Genomic DNA, 20,886 nt, shown 5'->3' with positions numbered 1-20,886 from the left:
AAGATGGCGATAATCGGTACCGACCTCAACTCGCGACTGATGACCATGTCGGGCGAAGATACGGTCGAGGTCGTCGTGTTCGTCGCAGACGACGACGAAGAGGATGCCGAGCATCTCTCGGCGAGCCTTGACAGCCCGCAGCCTTCACGCGCTGAAGTTTTGTCGTACCTCCAGGCCCAGGCAGAAGCACGTCAGGCTGATCTCCTGGGCTTTCTTCAGGGTGATGTTGCGGCACAAGGCGGCGCGGCGGACGAGGCGCTCGGGCCGCAAGCGCGCGTCATAGAACGCTTCTGGATCAACAACTCCATTCGCATGGAGGCCAACGCGGCAATGATTTCGCGATTGGCCGATCGCGACGACGTCACCCATATCGAGATGGTGCGGCGCGCGTACCTTGACGACCTACTCGACAACAATCAATTACTAGGTGCCTTGCCCGTCCCTCATAAGCCGGACTCGACAGAAGAAGACGCACCAAAGCCGACATGGAGCGTCAAGCAAATCAATGCTCCCAAGGTGTGGGCGCTGGGGCACAAGGGCGAGGGCGTGCTGGTCGCGGTGATAGACACCGGCGTAAACTACAAACACCCCGATCTGATCGACCGGATGTGGGAGTCGGGTGAATACCCCAATCACGGATACGACTTCTCGGGAGGTGGCGATGACGATCCAATGGATCATCATGGACACGGGTCGAAGGTTGCGGGAATCGTTGCCGGAGACGGCACATCCGGCAAGTCGACAGGCGTTGCACCCGAAGCGAAGATACTCGCGATAAGGATTGGGGAAACGGAAACCGCAATCTGGAATTGCCTGGAATTCGCCATCGCACAGCAGGTGGATGTGATTTCCATGTCGGTGACCTGGAAGGGCCATCAGAACCCCGATTATCCGGGCTGGCGGCGCACCTGCAAACGGATTGAACGGTGCGGTATCGCTCATGCCAACAGTAGCGGCAATCAGGGTAATGAGTCGTACGCTTACCGGATTCCCGGCAACATCGGTGCTCCGGGGAATTGCCCGCCGCCGTGGCTGCACCGTGATTTGCCGCAAAAGGGAGGCACTTGCTCGCCAATGACCTGCGGATCATCCGACCAATCCGATCAACTCAGAGGAAGTTCCGGTCGCGGCCCGGTGGCGTGGGAAAGCGATGAATACGACGACTATCCCTATGAGGATGGCGAGAAGCCCGGCTTGATCAAACCGGATATTTGCGCGCCCGGCAGTTCGACCGACACCTGCGGACATCGGTATTTTGAAGGAGGCTCCGCTGCAAGCCCTTATATAAGTTTCAATGGCACCTCGGCGGCGACACCGCATGTTGCCGGTTGTATGGCGCTGCTGATTTCCGTAGCCAGGGCGGCGGGTACCTCGATAAGGCCAGCGCAGTTGCAAGAGGCGATTGAAATGTCAGCGGTCAGGATGCCCGGGCAGTCGCAGTCAAAGGAGAATCACTATGGCGCCGGACGTATCGACGTGCTTGGCGCATACCGTTATGGCGCGGCGCAGGGGTGGTGGCCGACGGAAACGCAGAATATCAGTTGAGACCGGAAGTGCTACTACCCGTGCCCGGGTGTCTTTCGGTTTCGTCGCAGAGCAATTTCGGCAAATGCCGTGCGATCCAGATCGGTCCTGCTGCAACCTCGGCACGCACCGGTTGGGGCGTGTACGGGTTCTTTCACTGACTGACCAACGAGGAGCGAAAAAATGGAAAACACTGGAGCAGTCGAGCGTCTTGCGGACATAGCCGCGGCGAATGAAGAGCAACTGCGCAGCATCGCATCGGCGACCTCGCTGGCAGAACTCGAGGCGTTGGACGGATTCTCGGATCTTCCGCTCATCTCGGATAAGCTGAACGCTGCCGAGAAGAAGCTATTCGACGAGAACCCAATCGTCGGAGCCGGAGTCCTTCTAAACGCAATTAGCGCAAAAAGCGCAGCGTTGAAACTGTATGAGGGCTCCGAAGCGGTCCAGCACAACGGTAATGGCGACGCGTTCCGCCATATGTACTGGAATTTCCTGATGGCGGATTCCACAGTTGTCGGGGTTACTTGGGCCAAGAAATGGGCCGATGCCCACGAAACCGTATCGTCGGCCGCGATTGAAACGAAGATGGACAATTACAACAATGGGCGCGGACGTGTCCTGGCAGGTGAAGGCGCATCCGGCGACAAGAAGAAGTTGCGCGAATATGTGGGCAAAGGAAGTTGCCGGATCATTTCTGGTGGAAGCTTGGTGCAGTCCACAAAGGCAGGCGAAAAAAACTAGCCCAATGTCCTGCGGGTCGGCATGGCCGATAAAGGACTCCCTATTTCGTGCAGCTCAGAAATGCATCTGTAAGTATGACGATCGCACAAAGGAACACTTCGATTTGTTTCCACTACCTACGCAAGCGTTGCAAGTCACGCTTGCGGGTTCAATAGACAGAGCCGTGACGGCTCACACGTCCTTGATGACAACCTGGATGTTCCGACCGTCCAGCGGCTGTATGGCGGAGTGAAGTTCTTTAAACTTTTCCTCCGCCACAAGGAAACTGCCGTTCGCGTTCTTGGCATGCTCGCCGGCGCGAATTCCGATCCGTTCAGTCTTGCTCGCGCTGGGAATCCAGATTACGGGGACCGGGCTGAGTGTTCCCGCCGCGTCTACCTTCATCTCCAGATGGGTCTTCGAACAATCGTTGTAGATCCCTTCTGTAACGGCAAAGTTCGGGTCGCAGATGATCTTGGCCTCGACACTGTTCGAGTCGTGAGTGAAACTTAGCACGCCCTCGCTCGTAGAGCTTCTGCTCATGGAGATAAGGTATGCCGGAGAGCCTGCGTTGCGCCGCGCTAGCATTGCGGACCGTTCCTGAGAAGATAGGGCCATGGACTCTCCCAACCGTCCCAATCCGCCGCGCAGAGCCTCGGCCACCTCGTGAAACAGGGTCGCACCTCCCGCCATCAGGCCAGCGGAGATGGTGACGTCTATTCCGAACCAAAGCAATAGCGCGGACCAGTGTTGGGCTGGTTCGGGCGCGTTTCCCAAGGTCTCCAGAGCATTCTTTAGAGCATCGGCTGCCGCCGAGAATACAGCGCCATCCGAAGAGTCCGTTCGTGACTCGAAGTAGCTCAAGGTTTCTGTCAACAAGAGTGGATGTCCGGCTGTCTGTAAAGTCCCCATCGTACCAACGAGACGAACGCCGACCAAGGCGACAATCAACGCCATGAAAAAAGACACATATCCGGCGGTGACCGCCGCACCATCACTTTTACCGTTGTTATTTTTACTCATATCCATTGCCGTGCTGAAGCGATCGGGTCCATTTGAATCAGTAATTTGCAGGTAGACCTCCGTGGCGCGTTCGATAAGAACAGCGAAAACAAACATCACCTGAAACCGAGCCCAAAAGTCGGCCATCCAGTCATGTTCCGTAGGTAGGATCGAGGCATTTAACCACGCGCCTGCTAGTCCCGCTATTCCAAGCAAGGCAATCAACCCAAAAGCGACAATCCAAGGCTTATTTTCTTTGTACTTGTCCGACATCTCACATCCTCCCCCTGATCAGATCCCGTGAAACAAGCATCCAGCGCGAAATTAACTTACTGGAATACAGTAACTGAAATCATATTCTAACATGAGAAAGCTTGGCGAAACAAACCGCCATTGCGAGTCTCATCGCCGACGCGCCAATTTAAAAAACTAATCGTGCAGAAGAGCGAAAGGCTCCCATCTCTGCGCTCACTGGGTTCGAGGCCCATCGTGCCGATGCCGTGAAAAGATTCCGACGCCCTAAGCCATGATCGCATCGACGATCATACTGGCGAGTTTTTCGGGCATTGTCAGTTGGGGAAAATGCAAAGTTTCGAGCGCGTTCTCGTATACAAGCTGGCCGGAGGTCGCATAAATATCCTGAATCATCGCCTTCTGTTCGCCATGCGGTATGATCCCGTCTTTGGTGCACCGGATATAGGCTTTGGTCACTGCATCATACTCATCGCTTGAAGGCATTGGGTCGTCAAACACGCCCATTGGCTGCGACGCCAGAGTTACGCGCGAAAGTTGGTGATGCCCTGAGGGGCGGCATATCATGGCGGTGTTCAGACGCCGTCGATTCTCTGCTGAGAAAAGGATATGCCACATGTCAGAGACTACCATTACCCAACTGCCCGATCCATCGGGATTTAGCACCGACGCGTTCACGGATGTCCTCCGCGATGGCGCACGCAAGTTGATCGAACAGGCGATCCACGCCGAACTGGCGACGCTCATGGCCGCCTTTTCCGGAGAAAGGCTGGAGGACGGGCGGGCACGCCTGGTGCGCCATGGTCACCTACCCGAACGCGAGGTGATGACCGGCATTGGGCCAGTGCCCGTGAAAGTGCCGCGCGTGCGGGATCGGGGCGCTGGCGAAGACAAGATCACCTTCACGCCCAGCATCCTGCCGCGGTATCTTCGCAAAGCGAAATCGGTCGAAGAGCTGCTGCCGTGGCTATACCTCAAGGGCGTGTCCACGGGTGATTTCACCGAGGCGCTGGAGGCGTTGCTGGGTCCGAACGCCAAGGGCCTGTCTGCCAAGACTGTCACGCGGCTGAAGGCTGACTGGTGGAAAGACTACGAGGCTTGGCAGAAACGCGATCTCGGCAACCGCCGCTTTCTCTACATCTGGGCGGATGGCGTCTATTTCAAACCGAGAATGGCCGAGGAAAAACAATGCGTTCTGGTGGTTGTCGGGGCCGACGAATATGGCCGCAAGGAACTTCTGGCCATGACCGACGGCTTTCGCGAAAGCACGCAAAGCTGGCGCGAGCTACTGCTCGATCTCAGACGTCGCGGCCTGAAACAGGATCCCAAGCTTGCCATCGGCGACGGCGCCCTGGGGTTCTGGACGGCGCTGCGCGAGGCATTCGCCACGACGAGGGAACAGCGGTGCTGGGTTCACAAGACCATGAACGTGCTGAACGCGATGCCGAAATCCGTGCAGGCAAAAGCCAAGGGCCATCTGCACGATATCTGGCAGGCCGAGACAAAAGCCAAGGCCAACCTCGCCTTTGATTTCTTCGTCGAAAACTACGGAGTGAAATGGGATAAGGCGGTGGCCAAGCTGGTTAAAGACAGGGACGCGTTACTGACCTTCTACGATTATCCGGCGGAACACTGGAAACACATCCGGACGTCAAACCCGATCGAAAGCACCTTTGCCACCGTCCGGCATCGCACCAAACGAACCAAGGGGTGCCTCAGCCGCAAGACCGGTCTGGCCATGGCCTTCAAGCTGATGATGTCGGCGCAGAAGAAGTGGCGCAAGCTCGACGGTCAAAACCGCATGCCCGAGATCATCCAGGGGATTGAGTTCCGCGATGGGATCCGCCAACTTCAAGCTGCCGCCTGATCAAGCGTCACCAACTTTTGCCCATATCTCGCGACGCAAGCGTGGTCATCGCTCTTATGGCGCCGACGAGCCCCAGTTTGTGAAACTCTGCCAAGACGGCCCCCTGACCTTTGCTCAGAACCGGCAGAAGTGCCCCGGCGGTCTGGCCGGCCATAGGCATTACTGCAGCGACATAGACCAGTCGCTTGATCCGGCCCTTGAGGGCCGGGTCCGCGGCGGCCGCGGAGATGGCCATCCCGCCCAGGCTATGCCCGACAAGCACGCATTGCTCGGTCTCATCGTCGGGGAGCTTGCCCTCGATTGACCGGACATAATCGTTGAGCGATCCGATATTCAGGCTTTGAACCGGCTTGTCGTGATGCTTAAGTTCCACTCGCTTAGGGATAAGATCCGCGTTCAGGTTCTCCACATGTTCGGGGATGCCGAACCAGCTGTCAGCATCGGCAAAGGCACCGTGTACGTAGATAACGCGAATTTGCCGTCCTCCGTGCGACTTTTCATGACTAGCATACTACGTTAGCAGAAATTCCAGAAAGATTCTCTGTCCGAATTGAAACACACATAGTTGATCTCTTTGAGGTGCCCCTAGTTTCCTAGATGCCTGCCTCGTTCATTTTCTTCTGTCCGCCTTCTGATCCTCTCGCGTTTCAAAAGATGGAAGAAGCTGTCTGCGACAGTGTTGTCATGACAATTCCTGCGCCTGCTCACCGGACCGTTTTGCTTGTGCTGTCAATGACTGGAAAGTCCCACTTGTCGGTCACTCAAACAAGATCAATTGAATGATCGTTCTGGCACCCGCATCGTCTGTCTTGCCCGCTTGTCACTGACCGACCAGACCACGGTTCCGATGATCAGCAGCTGTAGTTTCCGAGCGGCAGATCTTCGAAAACAACATAGGCGGTGCCGCGTTATGCGGGCGTGCTCAATGGCAGCGCCAACGACACCGAGAACGAAAGTTGCCACGTGGGGATCTCAGCGTTGCGGGAGCAGGACGGCGAAGGCGATGCGCCGCCGCCAAGACAGGGTGAGCGGTTCGACAATCACGCCGAGACGCACGTAGGCGTTGAGAAAAGTGTCGGGCCCGGTGAGCATCCCGACATGTTTGGCGATCGCGCGCGGCTTCATGCGGAAGAGAACCAGCGCGCCGGGACCGGCCTCGGAAGGTATGATCCCCGGCTTTATACCCCGCGCGCTTTTGGCCAGCACCTCGCCGGGCCAGTTCGACCCAGTCACGGCTATAGGGCAGGATCGGGAACGGCTCCGGGTCTACAACATCCCGCCAGACGCGCCGTGCAAGATCAAGGCAATCGCCGCCGCCCCGGAGGTTGGCCTGATCGTGATAAGGAGTGCCCAGCCAGGACCGTGCGACAGTAACAACTGGCTCGCGTGTGGTTGTCTGCCGTTGAATGACTATCATGAGGGCAGTTTTCTGCTATAAATAGTACGTTCTGATCGGAGAGATGCTCATGCGAGAATTAATGGCTTTGGCAGTGTTTTTGGGACTGAGTGTCACCGCTAATGCTCAGCCGGTTTTTAAATGTCCTCCAGGGCCATTTGAGTGCGTGCCTTGGGGTGGTGGCGGTGGAGACCCTGCACCGCCGCCGCCGCCATTCTTTGAAGTTCAACCCAAATTCATTCATCCCGAGAGCTTTCAGGGATATGTGGCACGAGGAGACGGTTCCACGCTTCAAATTTCTGAGGAGGCCGTACCAGACGAAATACGCGATGCGGTGGAGAGCTATCGAGATACCATGGATCCGGCCAAACTGTATTTGATTCCTGATCATGGAGTTCAAGCAGGCAATGGGTCTGGATACCTGATTTTCAACGGTATAGGCTCTGAATGAACCACATAGTTGATATATTGAAGATATTTGGCGCGTCTGTTTTGATCGGATCTTTAATTCCGTTCGTGCTCTCGCTAGCAGTTCAACGAGATCGAAAACTAGAAATTGGGATTATTTTAGTCGTCTTATCAATCGTAGGTTCATGTGCTGGACTAGCAGGTGGAATGAGTCGAATTGGTGCAGTCGGTAGTATCATTCCAGCATTCCTCGGCCTTCTTGGGGGACTTTCCATTTATTTGTTCGGTGTCGACCGCTCAAAAGGCTTGATTGCCTCATTTGGAACAGCAGCGCTCTCCCTTTCCTTAATCATCTCGTACACTGCCGGATCACAATTCAGAAATATTGGAGATGATCACAGAGACATTAGGTCGATTTGCGCGGCCGCTTACAGTGATTGGGAACTGCTTTCTAATGGTGTCGCATATGACAAGTTTCGCGAACGCCTTGGCGGTCTCTGCGACCGTTCGATGAGCTGGCACATTGCTCAATAGGCTGATCACAGCATCGCTCCCTTATGCCCGCCATCCTTTGTAGCGTATCGCAGCACGGCGTCCTGGCCGGGGAAGTGCGGAAAGCCCGGGCAGTTGGCGGTGTTGGCGAACTTCGCGCCGCAGGTCTCGATGCGCTTATGCAGCCTGCTCGAATGGTGAAAGCGTCATCGCCAGAGATGGATCGAACCGGCGCTTCGAGCAGTGTCAGCACAGCAATGCCATCGGTCACGTCATGTGCAATGAGCTCGACGCGCCGAACCACATTTGCGCCACCGGTCCATTCGACAGTGCCGAAGGGGAACCAACTAGCGGTGAAACCGCTGAGTCCTGAGGCTGTGAACGCCTGGTCGCACAGGAAATCAACAACGCCGCCCATGCCCTTAACACGGAATTCTCCAGGTCGACCCCGCAGCGCGCATCGCAGTGCGCAGGCACCTCGCGCGCGAACGGTCCGATCAGCGCGAACTGCGATATTTCCCGAAAAGCAGGCCAAATCTACGCCGCAAGCCGAGGGACCACGCCTTCGGTCAATCGCAGAAATCGTGAGTTGTGAGCTCCCGCAACCAACTTTGTTTGCAAACCTGCCGGTGGCCCGTTCTATGATGTGGACACTGCATCCGCTGTTTTTTTTGTGGAGTAGATCGCGCCAGACGAATGCTACGAGCGGCGAATCCTGGACGATGGAGCTAATAGAGTCCGGAAGCTGAAAGTTATATTAAAACAAGGTATTGTGCATCTATCTTCAAGCACTAATTTCCATGCTTTCGAACCGGCTTGGTCCTGATTCGGACGGTAGCCGGACGTCGATTTGGCCTTCTCGTGCGCTGCTTTGGGTCGGGTGTGGTGACTTCCGTTGTCCAGCCCCAGCCTTCGTACTTGTCACCCGTCTGACGCAGGTGCGTGTATCGCTTGAGTGATACCCAAGATCGGTGCCCAGAAACCGCAGCTGCATGCGGAACGTTGTAGCCGATCTCGAACAGGCGGGAGACGCCCTCATGTCGGAGGTCATGGAAGCGCAGGTCCGCGATGCAGAGAAATTGATTGGCGCGCGTGAAGGAAGCGCTGATCGCGTCGGTCGAGTAGGGGAATATCTGGTCTGAATTTCGGGGCATGGCCTCTATGATCGCGAGCGCTGGATCAGGAAGGTCGCACCACACGTCGTTGCCGATCTTTTCGCCTGGGTTCTTCATGTCGCGGACCAGCATGCGCTTGCCCTCCTGGTCCAGGTCGGCCCATTTGACGCGTGTGATTTCTTCTTGCCTTCTGGTTGAGAAGATCGCGAAAGCCATGACGCGGTGCATCGGGACGGAGGAGGGGCGTCGCGTTGAGCGTTCGAGGAAATGCGTCATCAAGCGATCAAGCTCGTCCAGCGTCGGTCGCCGGTCCCGATGCCGGCTCTTCTGGGTCAAGCCAAGCTTCTTCGCGACAATCAGGGCGTCGCGCATTGCTTTGTCGTTCAGGGGAAAATTCCACGCGGGTCCGGCCACGGTGAAGACTGCGCTCATATGAGACAGGTAGTTTGACACCGTCTGAGGCGTCACGCCCGATTTCAGTTTTTCCTGCGCGAAGGCGATGATGTCTGCGCTATCGATCTCGGCGCAAGGTTTGCCCGCGATGTCGAAACTCTTGATGCTCTTAAGTACCTGGGACTTGGTCCGACCGATTGCCTTCGCGCTATCATCAACGTATTTGTCTATGGCATCGCCGAGGGTTACATCACGGCGCTTGTGGTCGCCTGCGCGGAAGACGTCCAATGCGCCGGGCTTCGCTAGATCCTTCTCGCGTTTCTCGAGCCAGGCCGCGGCGATCGAGCGGCGCTCGAAGGTACGGTTCTCGCGGAAAACCGTCTTTCCTGCTCGCCGGATCGCGATTTGGGCGAGCCAGGAAGTGGAGCCGTCTTTCCGCTTTCGCTTGATGATGGTACCCATGGGTTACAACATGAGGCCTGAGTTACAACATTTGTTGTAAACCATGCCAAAAATGGACGAGAATTACAACATATGAGACAAGAACGGGACGGATAACTGAGCGGTAAATGGCTGATAAAGATAAAAAATATAATGTTCTCAATGCGTCCCGTTTATCCGTCGCGCCGATGATGGATTGGACTGATCGCCATTGCCGCTACTTGCACCGGCAGCTGTCACGCCGCGCGCTGCTTTATACCGAGATGGTGACGGCGCCCGCGTTGGTACGGGGCGGGGCGGTGCATCTGCTGGATTTCGACGGGGCCGAGCATCCCGTCGCGCTGCAACTGGGCGGGTCGGACCCGGCGGAGCTGGCGCAGGCCGCCAGGTTGGGTGCGGGAGCGGGCTATGGCGAGGTCAATCTTAACGTTGGCTGTCCCAGCGACAGGGTGCAGTCGGGCACGTTTGGCGCGGTACTGATGAAGTCGCCGGATCTGGTGGCCGAGTGCTGCGCCGCGATGATCGCTGCCGTGCCGGTGCCGGTGACGGTCAAGTGCCGCATCGGCGTGGACGATCAGGTGCCGGGCGATATTCTGCCAGATTTCATTGCGCGGGTTGCGGCGGCGGGCGTCACGCGGTTTTCCATTCACGCGCGCATGGCATGGCTGGACGGGCTGAGCCCCAAGGAAAACCGCGACATCCCGCCGCTGGATTACGCGCTGGTGCACCGCATGAAAGCTGAATTTCCGGGTCTGCACCTGTCGGTCAACGGGGGCGTCGCGTCTTTGGAGCAGGCCCGCGGTTTTCTGGATGCGGGGCTGGACGGCGTGATGATCGGGCGGGCGGCCTACCATCAGCCTGCCGAAATCCTCAGCGCCGTCGACCGGGTTATTTTCGGCGCTACGTCGCCTGACACCACCGCCGAGAGCGCCGTACAGGCGATGCTGCCCTACACCGAGGCGCATCTGGCGGGCGGCGGGCGGCTGAACCAGATCACGCGGCATATGCTGGGGCTTTTTGCCGGGCGACCGGGCGCGCGGGCGTGGCGGCGCATGCTGTCTGAGGGTGCGCATCGCCCCGGCGCGGGTTCCGATCTGATCGAAGCGGCGCTGGCCGAAGTGACGACGGCGCGCGCCGCCTGATTTCCGTTTGCAGCGGCCCGGCAAACCCGATTAAGTCCCCCGAAACAAGGAGCCGTCGCCATGCCCGATCCCACCTTGCTGCTGGCCATGACGGCCATGCTTCTGGCCATCGGCGCCTTTGCCGGCGTTCTGGCGGGATTGCTCGGCGTGGGTGGGGGGATCATTCTGGTGCCGTCGTTTTTCTATGCGTTCCAGACGCTGGGATATGGCGGGCCGCAATTGATGCAGATCTGCCTTGCCACGTCGCTGGCGACGATCATCGTCACGTCCGTTCGGTCGGTCCTGTCACATAACCGCAAGGGCGCGGTAGAGTGGGATATCCTGCGCACATGGGCGCCGGGTATTGCGGTGGGGGCGGTGCTGGGCGTGATTGTGGCGGCGGGGCTGCGGTCGGGCACGTTGCAGGCGATCTTTGGCGGGCTGGCGTTGTGTGTCGGGATTTACATGGGGCTGGGCCGGGCACATTGGCGGCTGGGCGCGGCGATGCCGGGCGCGGGCCTGCGCACGGTGCTGTCGCCCATCGTCGGGTTCCTGTCGGTGCTGATGGGCATCGGCGGCGGCAGTTTCGGCGTGCCTCTGATGAGCCTGCATGGCGTGCCGATTCACCGGGCTGTCGCAACCGCCGCAGGCTTTGGGGCCGCCATTGCGGTGCCGTCGGTCATCGGTTTTTTGATGCTGGACATCGCACCCGAGGGACGCCCGCCGCTGACCATCGGTGCCGTCAACCTGCCGGCCTTTGCCATCACCATCGCGATGACACTTCTGACGGCGCCCTTGGGCGTGCGGCTGGCGCATGCGATGGACGCCAAACCGCTCAAGCGCGTGTTCGGCGCGTTCCTTGTGCTCATCGCACTTAATATGCTGCGCAAGGCGCTGGGGTGGTGAGCGGGCTGCTGGGCAGGGGCTGGGCGTGGTTTGGCCATGACGCCGGGCTGGCTGCGTGGGCCGGGGTAGCGCGCGTGGCGGCGCTGGCGCGGATCGCCGATCCGGCGCACCGGGCCGAATGGTTGCAATGCGGCGGGACGTGGTTCGTCGGGGTGGATACGCTGCCCAATGACGTCAGCGGCACAATCGCGGATAGCGGACCGTTGACCGGACCAGCCTATGCCGAGGCGTGCGCGCTGTATGGTGATCTGCCGCTGCACGCGGGGCAGGTGTCGGTGACCTATCCCGGCTATCCCCGTGCGCGCGCTGGCGAAAGCGACGCGGCCTTTCGCTATCGCCAGCGGCGGGATGCGGCGCATGTGGACGGTCTGCTGGCCATCGGCGCTTCCCGCGCGCGCATGCTGAAGGAACGCCACGCCTATATCCTGGGGGTGCCGCTGACGCAGACAAGCGCCGATGCCAGCCCGCTGGTGGTGTGGGACGGCAGTCACGAGGTGATGCGCGCCGCCTTCGCCGCCGCGCTGGAGGGCGTGCCGCCCGAGCAGTGGGGGGAGGTCGATCTGACCGACATCTACAAGGCCGCGCGGCGAGACGCCTTTGCCCGGTGCGCGCGGGTGGAACTGCCTGTGCGGCCAGGCGAGGCGACGCTGGTTCATCGGCTGGCGCTACATGGTGTCGCACCTTGGCCCGTAGGGGCGCAGGCGCCCGAGGAAGGCCGGATGATCGCCTATTTTCGCCCCGAGTTCACCGGCGACGGAACCGACTGGCTGTCGGCGCCCTGACGCCATGTCGGGACCGGGGTGCCGGATCCCCTTGCCCAGCATCCGGGGCGCGCATATGGTCTGCGCGAAACGTGTTTGGGGCGCTGCTGCCCCGCCTTCATGACTGGAAAGGACGCATCCATGACGCGGCTTGGCTCTGTGCGCAGATCGACCGATAGATCATCACTTACGGCATTGGCCGGCTGGGCGTTTGCGGTTGCGATTGCCATTTCTGCGGCGCCTGCGCTGGCGGGGGCGACGTTGTCGCTGCCACTGGAGACGGGGCCGCAGGACGAAGTCCACTCGATCCGCTATTCCTGCGCGGATGGGACCGAATTGATCGTGCAATACATCAACACTCAGGCCAATGCGCTGGCGGTCATGCGGCTGGCCGGACAGGATCTGATTTTCGTCAACGTGATCTCGGGATCTGGCGCGCGCTATGTTTCGGGCGCGCGGGAATGGTGGACCAAGGGCGATGAGGGATCGCTGCGCAACGAAATGTCAGGCGCCGATCCGGTTGCCTGCACCGACATGGCAGGCGCAGACACCAAAGATTGAGGCTGGAGATTGAGGATGGCCCGGCCCCGTCGCCCGGCTGCCACAGTCAGCAACTGAAGTCAGGTGGCGCGCCCCAGCCGGGCGGCGCGCCCGCCGCGCCGCTGGCGCAGCAGGACGGCGCGCGCCGGCAGCCCGTCCATGATCGCGGCACGCTCGTCATCGGTCATCCGTGACCAGCGTGTGATTTCATCAATGCTGCGCAGGCAGCCGGTGCAAATCTGAGCGTCGGGATGGACCACGCAGATTTGAACGCAGGGGGATTGCACCTCGTCCCGTGTCCAGACAGGGGGCTGGGCTGCAAAATTATCTTCGCCGTCCATCATTGCGTGCTCCTCATGTGTCCGATCCGATCCAGCACCCCTTGCAGGATATACGATGCGGCGATGTTGTCGATAACCTCTGCGCGACGCTTTCGAGACGTATCCGCCTCCAGCAGGGCGCGTTCGGCGGCAACCGTGGACAAACGCTCGTCCCAGTAGCCGATGGGCAGGTCGGTCAGGCGGCTGAGGTTGCGGGCAAACGCGCGCGTCGATTGGCAGCGCGGTCCCTCGCTGCCGTCCATGTTGCGCGGCAGGCCAAGGATGATGCCGCCGATGCGGCGCGCCTCGACGATCTCCAGCAGCCGCGCGGCGTCCAGACCGAACTTGCGCCGACGCACTGTCTCGTGCGGGCTGGCGACGGACAGCAACGGGTCCGATATGGCCACGCCGATCGTCTTGTCCCCCAGATCCAGGCCCATCAGCGCCTGCGCCGGGGGTAGGGCGGCAACATAGTCGGCAATATCGTCGTGGATCATTGCGCCGTCTCACTTTCTGGAATGCCGGCCTTTTGGGCAGCGGCGCGGATCACCTGAAGGGCCTCGGGGTTGGCACCAAAGATCACCAGCGCCTCGTCGCGGATCGCAGCGGCGCGCCCGGCCTCGCCAAGAACGCCGAGCGAGGCGATCAGCCGCGCCCATTCTTCGGGCGGGCCGCCCTGATCGGCAAGGCGGGACATCAGCCCGTCTACCATGCCGCGAATCATCTGCTGGCGCTCTTCGCCAGTCATGTCGCCAGCGGCGTCGATATCCTGGGCGCTGGGGCCGGGGGCGTCGGTCAGCGGCGGCAGGGAATAGCGGATACCGGCGCGATCGGCCGCGCTGACGATTCGGGTGCGCAGCGGCGCAATCCAGGCGGCGCCGGGCTGGCTGTCGTGCAGCAACCGTTCCCATGTACGGAACGCGGCGTCGGGCCGGTCCACCTGATCGTAATAGATCCCAAGGTAATACCGCGCCTCGGGATGGCCGGGATCCTTGGACAATGCGGTGCGTAATGCTGCCTCGGCCTCGCGCGACACATACCCGCCAGCGGCCGTGATCAACAGATCGGCCAGAAAGGCGTGATCGCCGCCGGACGCCTGATCGCCCCGCAGCGCGATCAGGCGGGTCTGTGCATCAAGGGCGGCGGACGTGTTGCCCAGCCCGGCCTCGTTGCGTGCCAGCAAGGTCAGGCCGCGCAGGTCATCGGGGCGCTTTTCGACCGCGGCGCGCAGCTGTTGCATCAGCTGTGCAAAATCCTCGCCCGGGGCAATCGGGGCCTCGGGCACGCCGAACTGCGCCACCGCGTCCGCTTGCGCCAACCTGTCGGCGCGGGCCGCGTCCGACGCGGCCAGCCTTTCGCTGCGCGGCATATCCGCATAGCCGGGCGCGCCCAGTTTGAAATATCCCGCCAGCGCGCCTGCCGTGACCACCAGCGCCAGTATACCGGCCAGCAGGGCCGCGCCGCCGCTTGGCTGCGCAATGCCTGCGCCGACCTGCCGCAGCTGGGCATCGGCGGACAGGATACGGCGCGATACTTCGGTGCGCAGACGCTCCGCCTCGGCGGCGGTGATGATTCCGCGTGCCAGATCCTTGTCGACATCTTTCAGCTGCACCCGGTAGACGTCCAGATCATATGCGGCGGGCGGCACTGCATCGCCGCGCCTACGCAGCAACGCGGCGGCAATCAGACCGCTGCATCCCAGTGCCAAAATGGCGGCGATAGCCCAGAATATCATGGGTTTCCTCCTGCTATGCCGATCACATAACGGCGCGCGCGCTCCGGCGAAAGGGGCGATGCGCCGGAGCGGTACGCCTGTTGCCAAATGTCGCGCCTCCAGCGGCGCTGCGGCGCAGCTGTCGCAAATTACACATACCGCGCCGCACCGTGTATAAGGGCTGTGCGGCAGTGGCCGCATAAATACACCATTCCCGTCGCCACCCGCGAATCCATCGCAAAAGTGAGACCGCGCATGAAACGTTATTCTGCCTTCGCCGTCGCCCGTGAGGCGCTTCGCAACCATACAGGGTGGGAGCGCGCCTGGGCCTCGCCCGAGCCGAAGAAAAAATACGATGTGATCATCGTCGGCGCCGGTGGCCATGGCCTGGCGACCGCCTATTATCTGGGCAAGAATTTCGGCATCACCAATGTCGCGGTTCTGGAAAAGGGCTGGCTGGGCGGCGGCAACACAGGCCGCAACACCACCATCATTCGCTCGAACTACCTTCAGGACCCGTCCGCCGCGATCTACGAAAAGGCCCGCAGCCTCTACGAGACGCTCAGCCAGGACCTGAACTACAACATCATGTTCAGCCCGCGCGGCGTCATGATGCTGGCCCAGACGCAAGCGGAGGTGCGCGGATACGAGCGCACGGCCCATGCCAACGCCCTGCAAGGCGTCAAGACCGAATATATCGGCCCCGAACGGGTCAAACAGCTGGTGCCGATCATTAATATCGACGGCCCCCGCTATCCGGTGCTGGGTGCGATCTGGCAGGCCCGTGCTGGCACGGCGCGCCACGACGCGGTCGCCTGGGGCTATGCCCGTGCGTGCAGCGATATGGGCATGCACATCATCCAGAAATGCGAAGTGACCGGCGTCGAGCAGTCCGGCGGCAAAGTGACGGGCGTCAACACCACGCGCGGCACCATCGGCTGTGACAAGCTGGGTGTCGTCGTCGCGGGCCATTCCGGCCACCTCGCCGACATGGCCGGCTTCCGCCTGCCGATCGAATCGGTCTCGCTTCAGGCGCTGGTCAGCGAGCCGATCAAACCCTGCATGGACGTGGTCGTCATGGCCAACACCGTGCACGGCTACATGAGCCAGTCTGACAAGGGCGAAATGGTCATCGGCGGCGGCACCGACGGGTACAACAACTACACCCAGCGCGGCGCCTTCCACCATATCGAGGAAACCGTGCGCGCGCTGGTCGAGACGTTCCCGATGGTCGCGCGACTGAAAATGCTGCGCCAGTGGGGCGGCATCGTCGATGTCACCGGCGACCGCTCGCCGATCCTGTCGAAAACCCCCGTCGACGGCATGTTCGTCAATTGCGGCTGGGGCACCGGCGGGTTCAAGGCGATCCCAGGCTCCGGCTGGGGCTTTGCCGAACTGATGGCCAAGGGCCACTCCCCCCTGACCGAGGCGTACGGCCTGAACCGCTTCTACGAGGGCCGCTTTATTGATGAATCGGTCGCAGCAGGGGTGGCACACTAATGTGGAACTTTATCACGCTACGGGCCGTTAGGCGGGTTGAACACCGTCACCAAGGAGATACTCCGTGCCCGATCAGCAGCAAAACCCGAATTCCGGCAACAGCTTTCTCGCCTTCATCGTTGGCGGCCTACTGGTCGCGGTTGTCGTGCTGGGGTGGCTGTTTTACAGCAGCGCAGAAGACAGCAATGACCTCAACATTTCAATCGAAGGCGGCGGTGATGCCGTTGATGCTGTCAAAGGCGCCGTTGACGGCGAATAACACATCCCATTCCACGGTTTCGCGAAACGGGCGGCGCCATCTGGCGTTCGCCCTTTCTGCGTTCGTCGCCCTTCCGGGCGATCCTAGCATCACGGAGATTGCCCCATGCTGATCCTGACCTGCCCCTGCTGCGGCGTGACTGGCGAGGAAACCGAATTTCACGGCGGCGGTGAGGCGCACCTGAAGCGCTTCGGTCCCGGCTCGACCGAAGAGGATTTTCACAATTACCTCTTCTCCAAGGTGAACCCCAAGGGCGTGCACCTGGAACGCTGGCGCCACAACAACGGCTGCGGCAAATGGTTCCACGCCGCGCGTGACACCGTCACCCTCGAAGTCTTCGGCACCTATCCCGCCCAGACGCTAGAGCCGCCACAATCCATCAAGGACACGATCACGGCCAAACGCCCCGGCTGGTCGTGGAGGGAATTCGCATGATCTTTCAATGTTCTGAAAATACTCAAAATTCCAACGGAATCACGGGCACGGGGGCACGGGCATGAGCACACGTTTGGCAAATGGCGGTCGCCTTCTGAACAAGGGCCGCAAGATCGATTTCACCTTCAACGGCAAGCGCCTGCGCGGCTACGAGGGTGACACCATCGCCTCGGCGCTGCTGGCCAACGATCAGATGATGGTCGGCCGTTCGTTCAAATACCACCGCCCGCGCGGCGTGGTCGCATCGGGCGCGGAAGAGCCGAACGGTCTGGTCGGTATGGGCACAGGCGCGGATTTCGAGCCGAACCAGCGCATCACCACGACCGAACTGTTCGAGGGGCTGACCTGCACCTCGCAGAACCACTGGCCGTCGCTTGATTTCGACGTGGGCGCGATCAACACCAAGCTGGCGCGCTTCCTGCCGGCGGGCTTCTACTACAAGATGTTCATCCATCCGCGCCCCTTCTGGAAACACGTTTACGAGCCGATCATCCGCAAATCAGCCGGCCTCGGCAAAGCACCGGATCAGCGTGACACCGACACGTACGAGCATTTCTATGCCTTCTGCGACGTGCTGGTCATCGGCGGCGGCGTTGCCGGCCTGCAAGCAGCCCGCGCGGCGGGAGCCACTGGTGCCAAGGTCCTGCTGATCGAGCAGACCGCCCATTGGGGCGGCCGTGCGCCGGTCGATGGCGGCACCGTCGGCGGCCAGCCTGTGGATAAGTTTGTGGACGAAATCGTGGCCGAGCTGGCCGCGATGGACAATGTCACAATGCGCAACCGCACAATGGGCGCGGGCGTCTACGACCACGGCTATGCGTTGGGCTACGAGCGTGTCGGCGATCACCAGCCCGAGGCGCAGGGCCCGCGCCATCGCCTGTGGCGCATCCGCGCGGCGCAGATCGTGACCGCGACAGGCGCCATCGAGCGCCCGCTCAGCTTCGCGGGTAACGACATTCCCGGTGTCATGCTGGCGTCGGCCGTGCGCGACTATGTGGTCGATTTCGGCGTTTCAATCGGGGATCGCACGGTCGTCGTCACCAATAATGACGACGCCTATCGTACCGCGATCACCCTTAAAAAGAGCGGCCTTGACGTACCTGCGATCTTGGACGCGCGTGTCCCGGGTCAGGATAGCCCGCTGATGGCCGAGGCGAAATCTCTGGGCATCAGGGTGTTGATGGGACACGGCATCTCATCGGTGCAGGGCGGCAAGCGTGTCACCGGTGTCGGCGTTTGCTCTCAGGTCGGCGAGGGCGCCGTGCTGGAAGAGATCGCTTGCGATGTCGTTGCCATGTCGGGCGGCTGGTCGCCGGTGGTTCACCTGTGGTCGCATTGCGGCGGCAAGCTGATCTGGGACGAGGCGACAGCCGCGTTCCGCCCGGATGGGGACAAAGCGCCCACCGGCGCTACGGGCGAGGCGTTCGTGACGCCCGCAGGCGCTGCCAATGGCGCGTTTTCGCTGGGCGATGTTCTAAGCGATGCAACCTCCGCAGGGGCGTCTGCGGCCAAGGCCGCTGGCCACACCGGCGGCGCCGTTTCAGCTCCCGATGTGGATAAGGTGGACGAAGCGTCGATGGCCCCCGTCTGGATGATGCCGCAGGGCGCGGGTATCAAGAAGCGTCAGAAGGCGTGGCTGGACTATCAGAACGACGTCAAGGTATCGGACGTCCAGCTGGCGGCTCAGGAGGGCTTTGAATCAGTCGAACACGCCAAGCGTTACACCACCCTAGGCATGGCGACGGATCAGGGGAAGTTGAGCAACATCAACGGTCTGGCGATCCTTTCTGATGCTTTGGGTCAACCTATTCCACAGACCGGCACGACCACGTTCCGCCCGCCCTATACACCCATCTCGATGGCCTCCATCACCGGCGAAGCGCGCGACGAACGGTTCATGCCGATCCGCCAGACGCCGATGTATGACTGGCATGTGGAAAACGGCGCGTTTTTCGAGCCTGTCGGCCAGTGGCGCCGCCCCTACACCTACCAAAAACCGGGCGAAAGCATCGAAGAGGCGGTCAGCCGCGAGGTCAAGAACACGCGCGCCAGCCTTGGCATGCTGGACGCCTCGACGCTGGGCAAGCTGGTGGTCAAGGGCAAGGACGCGGGCAAGTTCCTCGACATGCTCTACACCAATATGATGAGCACGCTGAAGCCGGGACGCTGCCGCTATGGTCTGATGTGCAGCGAGAACGGGTTTCTCGTCGATGACGGCGTGGTGGCGCGCATCGATGACGACACGTTCCTGTGCCACACGACCACGGGCGGCGCCGAATCGATCCACGGTCACATGGAGGAGTGGTTGCAAACCGAGTGGTGGGATTGGGACGTCTATGTCGCCAACCTGACCGAGCAATATGCCCAGATCGCCGTTGTCGGCCCGCGGGCCCGCGAAACGCTGGAAAAACTGACCGGCGATGATATCAGCGCCGAGGCGCTGCCGTTCATGGCGTGGAAGGACATCACCCTTGGCGGGATGCAGGCACGCGCCTATCGCATCTCCTTCTCGGGTGAGTTGAGCTATGAGATCGCGGTCAAGGCGTCCGAGGGCCGCGCGCTCTGGGATGCGCTGTTGGCGGCGGGATCATCGGCGAACATCACGGTCTATGGCACCGAAGCGCTGCATATCATGCGGGCCGAAAAGGGCTTTATCATGATGGGGGATGAAACCGACGGCACCGTGATCCCGCAGGATCTGGGGCTGGGCTGGGCCATTTCCAAGAAGAAAGAGGATTATATCGGCAAACGTGCGCAGGCTCGCAGCCATATGACCGATCCCACGCGGTGGAAGCTGGTTGGACTGGAGACCGTCGATGGCGCTGTGCTGCCCGATGGCGCCTATGCCACGGCCGAGGGCACGAACGCCAACGGTCAGCGCGAAACGCAGGGCAGGGTCACCTCGACCTATCATTCGCCCACGCTCGAGCGCGGGATTGCTATGGGGCTGGTGCTGAACGGGCCGGACCGTATGGGCGAGGTGCTGGAGTTCCCGCGTCTCGATGGTACGGTGATGCGCGCGAAAATCGTCGATGCGGTGTTCTTTGACAAGGACGGGGAGAAGCAGAATGTCTAACACAGTCAGCGCCTTGAATGGCGCCAGCGCCCAAGGGTTCACATTGGTCCGCGATATGGGCCTGCAAGGTATGATCACCCTGCGCGGCGATCTGAGCGCGGCCACGCTGAAGAAGGCCGTCACATCCGTGGCGGGCGGCGACATGCCGACCGCCGGGCATATCAGCCTGACCGACACCGGCGCTGTGGCGTGGATGTCACCGGACGAGTTGCTGATTATCGTGCCCTATGCTGATGTCGACGCCAAGCTGGCCGAAATCGGCACCGCGATGGGCGATGATCACCATCTGGCGGTCAACGTATCGGACGCGCGCTGCATGTTCGCGCTCAGCGGTGACGATGCGCTGGTGCGCGAGGCGTTGGCCAAGCTGATGCCGGTTGATCTGTCAGCGGGCGCGTTCAAGGTGGGCCAGTTCCGCCGCTCGCGCATGGCGCAGGTGCCGGCTGCGATCTGGATGGCTGATACTGGCGAGGCGCGCGTCGTCTGCTTTCGCTCGGTCGCGCAATATGTGTTCGATCTGCTGAAAGGCGCCACTGCTCCGGGCAGCGAAGTGCGGTATCTGGCGCAGTAAACGCGCATCGGTGACGCGATTTATCCCCCGTGCCGTATAGCGGCGCGGGGGATTTCCGTTCGCCGGTCGG

At 60.9% G+C, this 20,886-nt stretch carries 23 protein-coding genes and 2 pseudogenes; 15 read left to right on the top strand and 10 right to left on the bottom strand.

What is annotated here, in order from left to right:
- Positions 1-3: 3 nt before the first annotated feature.
- The 3 genes from FGD77_RS17370 (at position 4) to FGD77_RS22490 (ending at position 2,423) form a co-directional block, all read left to right on the top strand.
- A complete protein-coding gene (locus FGD77_RS17370) occupies positions 4-1,545 on the top strand; it encodes a S8 family serine peptidase (protein ID WP_255011545.1) in 1,542 nt (513 codons plus the stop codon).
- A 162-nt stretch (positions 1,546-1,707) separates the two neighbouring features.
- Positions 1,708-2,268 (top strand): hypothetical protein, encoded by a 561-nt coding sequence (locus FGD77_RS17365; protein WP_255011543.1) that lies wholly within the window; start codon positions 1,708-1,710, stop codon positions 2,266-2,268.
- Between the two features lie 47 nt (positions 2,269-2,315).
- Positions 2,316-2,423 (top strand): hypothetical protein, encoded by a 108-nt coding sequence (locus FGD77_RS22490; protein ID WP_369682735.1) that lies wholly within the window; start codon positions 2,316-2,318, stop codon positions 2,421-2,423.
- A gap of 16 nt (positions 2,424-2,439) precedes the next feature.
- Here FGD77_RS22490 and FGD77_RS17360 read toward each other — a convergent pair whose 3' ends face one another.
- The gene (locus tag FGD77_RS17360; RefSeq protein WP_255011541.1) at positions 2,440-3,522 is read right to left on the bottom strand and encodes a hypothetical protein; all 1,083 of its coding nucleotides are present in this window, start codon (positions 3,520-3,522) and stop codon (positions 2,440-2,442) included.
- A gap of 246 nt (positions 3,523-3,768) precedes the next feature.
- Positions 3,769-4,119, bottom strand: coding sequence for a hypothetical protein (locus tag FGD77_RS17355; protein ID WP_255011539.1), 351 nt, complete (start codon positions 4,117-4,119; stop codon positions 3,769-3,771).
- Between FGD77_RS17355 and FGD77_RS17350 the strand changes: the two genes are divergently transcribed.
- Positions 4,118-5,368 carry an IS256 family transposase gene (locus tag FGD77_RS17350; protein WP_255005911.1) on the top strand — a complete coding sequence of 417 codons (1,251 nt, stop codon included), beginning with the start codon at positions 4,118-4,120 and terminating at the stop codon, positions 5,366-5,368. The two genes, FGD77_RS17355 and FGD77_RS17350, sit on opposite strands and share 2 nt — an antisense overlap.
- Before the next feature lie 7 nt (positions 5,369-5,375).
- On the opposite strand, the gene FGD77_RS17345 is transcribed toward FGD77_RS17350, so the two are convergent.
- Positions 5,376-5,834 carry an alpha/beta fold hydrolase gene (locus FGD77_RS17345; protein ID WP_255014311.1) on the bottom strand — a complete coding sequence of 153 codons (459 nt, stop codon included), beginning with the start codon at positions 5,832-5,834 and terminating at the stop codon, positions 5,376-5,378.
- A gap of 506 nt (positions 5,835-6,340) precedes the next feature.
- Positions 6,341-6,785 (bottom strand): annotated as a pseudogene (locus FGD77_RS17340) (peptidase).
- A gap of 49 nt (positions 6,786-6,834) precedes the next feature.
- Here FGD77_RS17340 and FGD77_RS17335 point away from each other — a divergent pair.
- Positions 6,835-7,215: a hypothetical protein gene (locus tag FGD77_RS17335; protein ID WP_255011538.1), complete on the top strand. Its 381-nt coding sequence runs from the start codon at positions 6,835-6,837 to the stop codon at positions 7,213-7,215.
- A complete protein-coding gene (locus FGD77_RS17330; RefSeq protein WP_255014414.1) occupies positions 7,212-7,706 on the top strand; it encodes a hypothetical protein in 495 nt (164 codons plus the stop codon). Before FGD77_RS17335 ends, FGD77_RS17330 begins: the two co-directional genes overlap by 4 nt.
- Positions 7,707-7,711: 5 nt before the next feature.
- Here FGD77_RS17330 and FGD77_RS17325 read toward each other — a convergent pair whose 3' ends face one another.
- The 3 genes and pseudogenes from FGD77_RS17325 to FGD77_RS17315 all read right to left on the bottom strand — a co-directional run bounded on the left by FGD77_RS17325 (position 7,712) and on the right by FGD77_RS17315 (position 9,634).
- A complete protein-coding gene (locus FGD77_RS17325; RefSeq protein ID WP_255014309.1) occupies positions 7,712-7,837 on the bottom strand; it encodes a phage BR0599 family protein in 126 nt (41 codons plus the stop codon).
- Between the two features lie 68 nt (positions 7,838-7,905).
- Positions 7,906-8,082 (bottom strand): annotated as a pseudogene (locus FGD77_RS17320) (beta tubulin); the annotation flags it as partial.
- Between the two features lie 373 nt (positions 8,083-8,455).
- The gene (locus tag FGD77_RS17315) at positions 8,456-9,634 is read right to left on the bottom strand and encodes a tyrosine-type recombinase/integrase (RefSeq protein ID WP_255011536.1); all 1,179 of its coding nucleotides are present in this window, start codon (positions 9,632-9,634) and stop codon (positions 8,456-8,458) included.
- 107 nt (positions 9,635-9,741) lie between these two features.
- Here FGD77_RS17315 and dusA point away from each other — a divergent pair, with 107 nt between their 5' ends.
- The 4 genes from dusA to FGD77_RS17295 all read left to right on the top strand — a co-directional run bounded on the left by dusA (position 9,742) and on the right by FGD77_RS17295 (position 12,962).
- Entirely contained in the window at positions 9,742-10,755 is a 1,014-nt protein-coding gene (gene dusA, locus FGD77_RS17310; RefSeq protein ID WP_255011534.1) for a tRNA dihydrouridine(20/20a) synthase DusA, read from the top strand.
- A 60-nt stretch (positions 10,756-10,815) separates the two neighbouring features.
- A complete protein-coding gene (locus FGD77_RS17305; protein ID WP_255011532.1) occupies positions 10,816-11,640 on the top strand; it encodes a sulfite exporter TauE/SafE family protein in 825 nt (274 codons plus the stop codon).
- Entirely contained in the window at positions 11,637-12,422 is a 786-nt protein-coding gene (locus FGD77_RS17300; protein WP_369682734.1) for a hypothetical protein, read from the top strand. The genes FGD77_RS17305 and FGD77_RS17300 overlap by 4 nt, the downstream gene beginning before the upstream one ends.
- Positions 12,423-12,542: 120 nt before the next feature.
- Entirely contained in the window at positions 12,543-12,962 is a 420-nt protein-coding gene (locus FGD77_RS17295) for an MliC family protein (protein WP_255011528.1), read from the top strand.
- A gap of 59 nt (positions 12,963-13,021) precedes the next feature.
- On the opposite strand, the gene FGD77_RS17290 is transcribed toward FGD77_RS17295, so the two are convergent.
- Genes FGD77_RS17290 through ccmI form a run of 3 tightly spaced genes read right to left on the bottom strand, consistent with a single transcriptional unit; the run spans position 13,022 to position 14,996 of the window.
- On the bottom strand, positions 13,022-13,285 hold the full coding sequence (locus FGD77_RS17290) for a DUF1289 domain-containing protein (protein WP_255011527.1): 264 nt from the start codon (positions 13,283-13,285) through the stop codon (positions 13,022-13,024).
- Positions 13,282-13,758 (bottom strand): Holliday junction resolvase RuvX, encoded by a 477-nt coding sequence (gene ruvX, locus FGD77_RS17285; RefSeq protein WP_255011525.1) that lies wholly within the window; start codon positions 13,756-13,758, stop codon positions 13,282-13,284. The genes FGD77_RS17290 and ruvX overlap by 4 nt, the downstream gene beginning before the upstream one ends.
- Positions 13,755-14,996, bottom strand: a complete 1,242-nt coding sequence (ccmI, locus tag FGD77_RS17280) for a c-type cytochrome biogenesis protein CcmI (RefSeq protein WP_255011524.1) — start codon at positions 14,994-14,996, stop codon at positions 13,755-13,757. The genes ruvX and ccmI overlap by 4 nt, the downstream gene beginning before the upstream one ends.
- Before the next feature lie 234 nt (positions 14,997-15,230).
- Between ccmI and FGD77_RS17275 the strand changes: the two genes are divergently transcribed.
- The 5 genes from FGD77_RS17275 to FGD77_RS17255 all read left to right on the top strand — a co-directional run bounded on the left by FGD77_RS17275 (position 15,231) and on the right by FGD77_RS17255 (position 20,816).
- Positions 15,231-16,475 (top strand): sarcosine oxidase subunit beta family protein, encoded by a 1,245-nt coding sequence (locus tag FGD77_RS17275; protein WP_255011523.1) that lies wholly within the window; start codon positions 15,231-15,233, stop codon positions 16,473-16,475.
- A 64-nt stretch (positions 16,476-16,539) separates the two neighbouring features.
- Entirely contained in the window at positions 16,540-16,734 is a 195-nt protein-coding gene (locus tag FGD77_RS17270) for a hypothetical protein (protein WP_255011522.1), read from the top strand.
- 105 nt (positions 16,735-16,839) lie between these two features.
- Complete coding sequence (locus FGD77_RS17265) at positions 16,840-17,169, top strand: sarcosine oxidase subunit delta (RefSeq protein WP_255011520.1); 330 nt, start codon at positions 16,840-16,842, stop codon at positions 17,167-17,169.
- A gap of 61 nt (positions 17,170-17,230) precedes the next feature.
- Positions 17,231-20,245 carry a sarcosine oxidase subunit alpha family protein gene (locus tag FGD77_RS17260; protein ID WP_255011517.1) on the top strand — a complete coding sequence of 1,005 codons (3,015 nt, stop codon included), beginning with the start codon at positions 17,231-17,233 and terminating at the stop codon, positions 20,243-20,245.
- Positions 20,238-20,816, top strand: a complete 579-nt coding sequence (locus tag FGD77_RS17255) for a sarcosine oxidase subunit gamma (RefSeq protein WP_255011513.1) — start codon at positions 20,238-20,240, stop codon at positions 20,814-20,816. The genes FGD77_RS17260 and FGD77_RS17255 overlap by 8 nt, the downstream gene beginning before the upstream one ends.
- Positions 20,817-20,886: the final 70 nt, after the last annotated feature.

The organism is Roseovarius sp. M141 (assembly GCF_024355225.1).
Lineage (GTDB): Bacteria > Pseudomonadota > Alphaproteobacteria > Rhodobacterales > Rhodobacteraceae > Roseovarius.
Note: the sequence above shows the minus strand (reverse complement) of the source record. Positions and strands in the feature narration are given on the sequence as shown.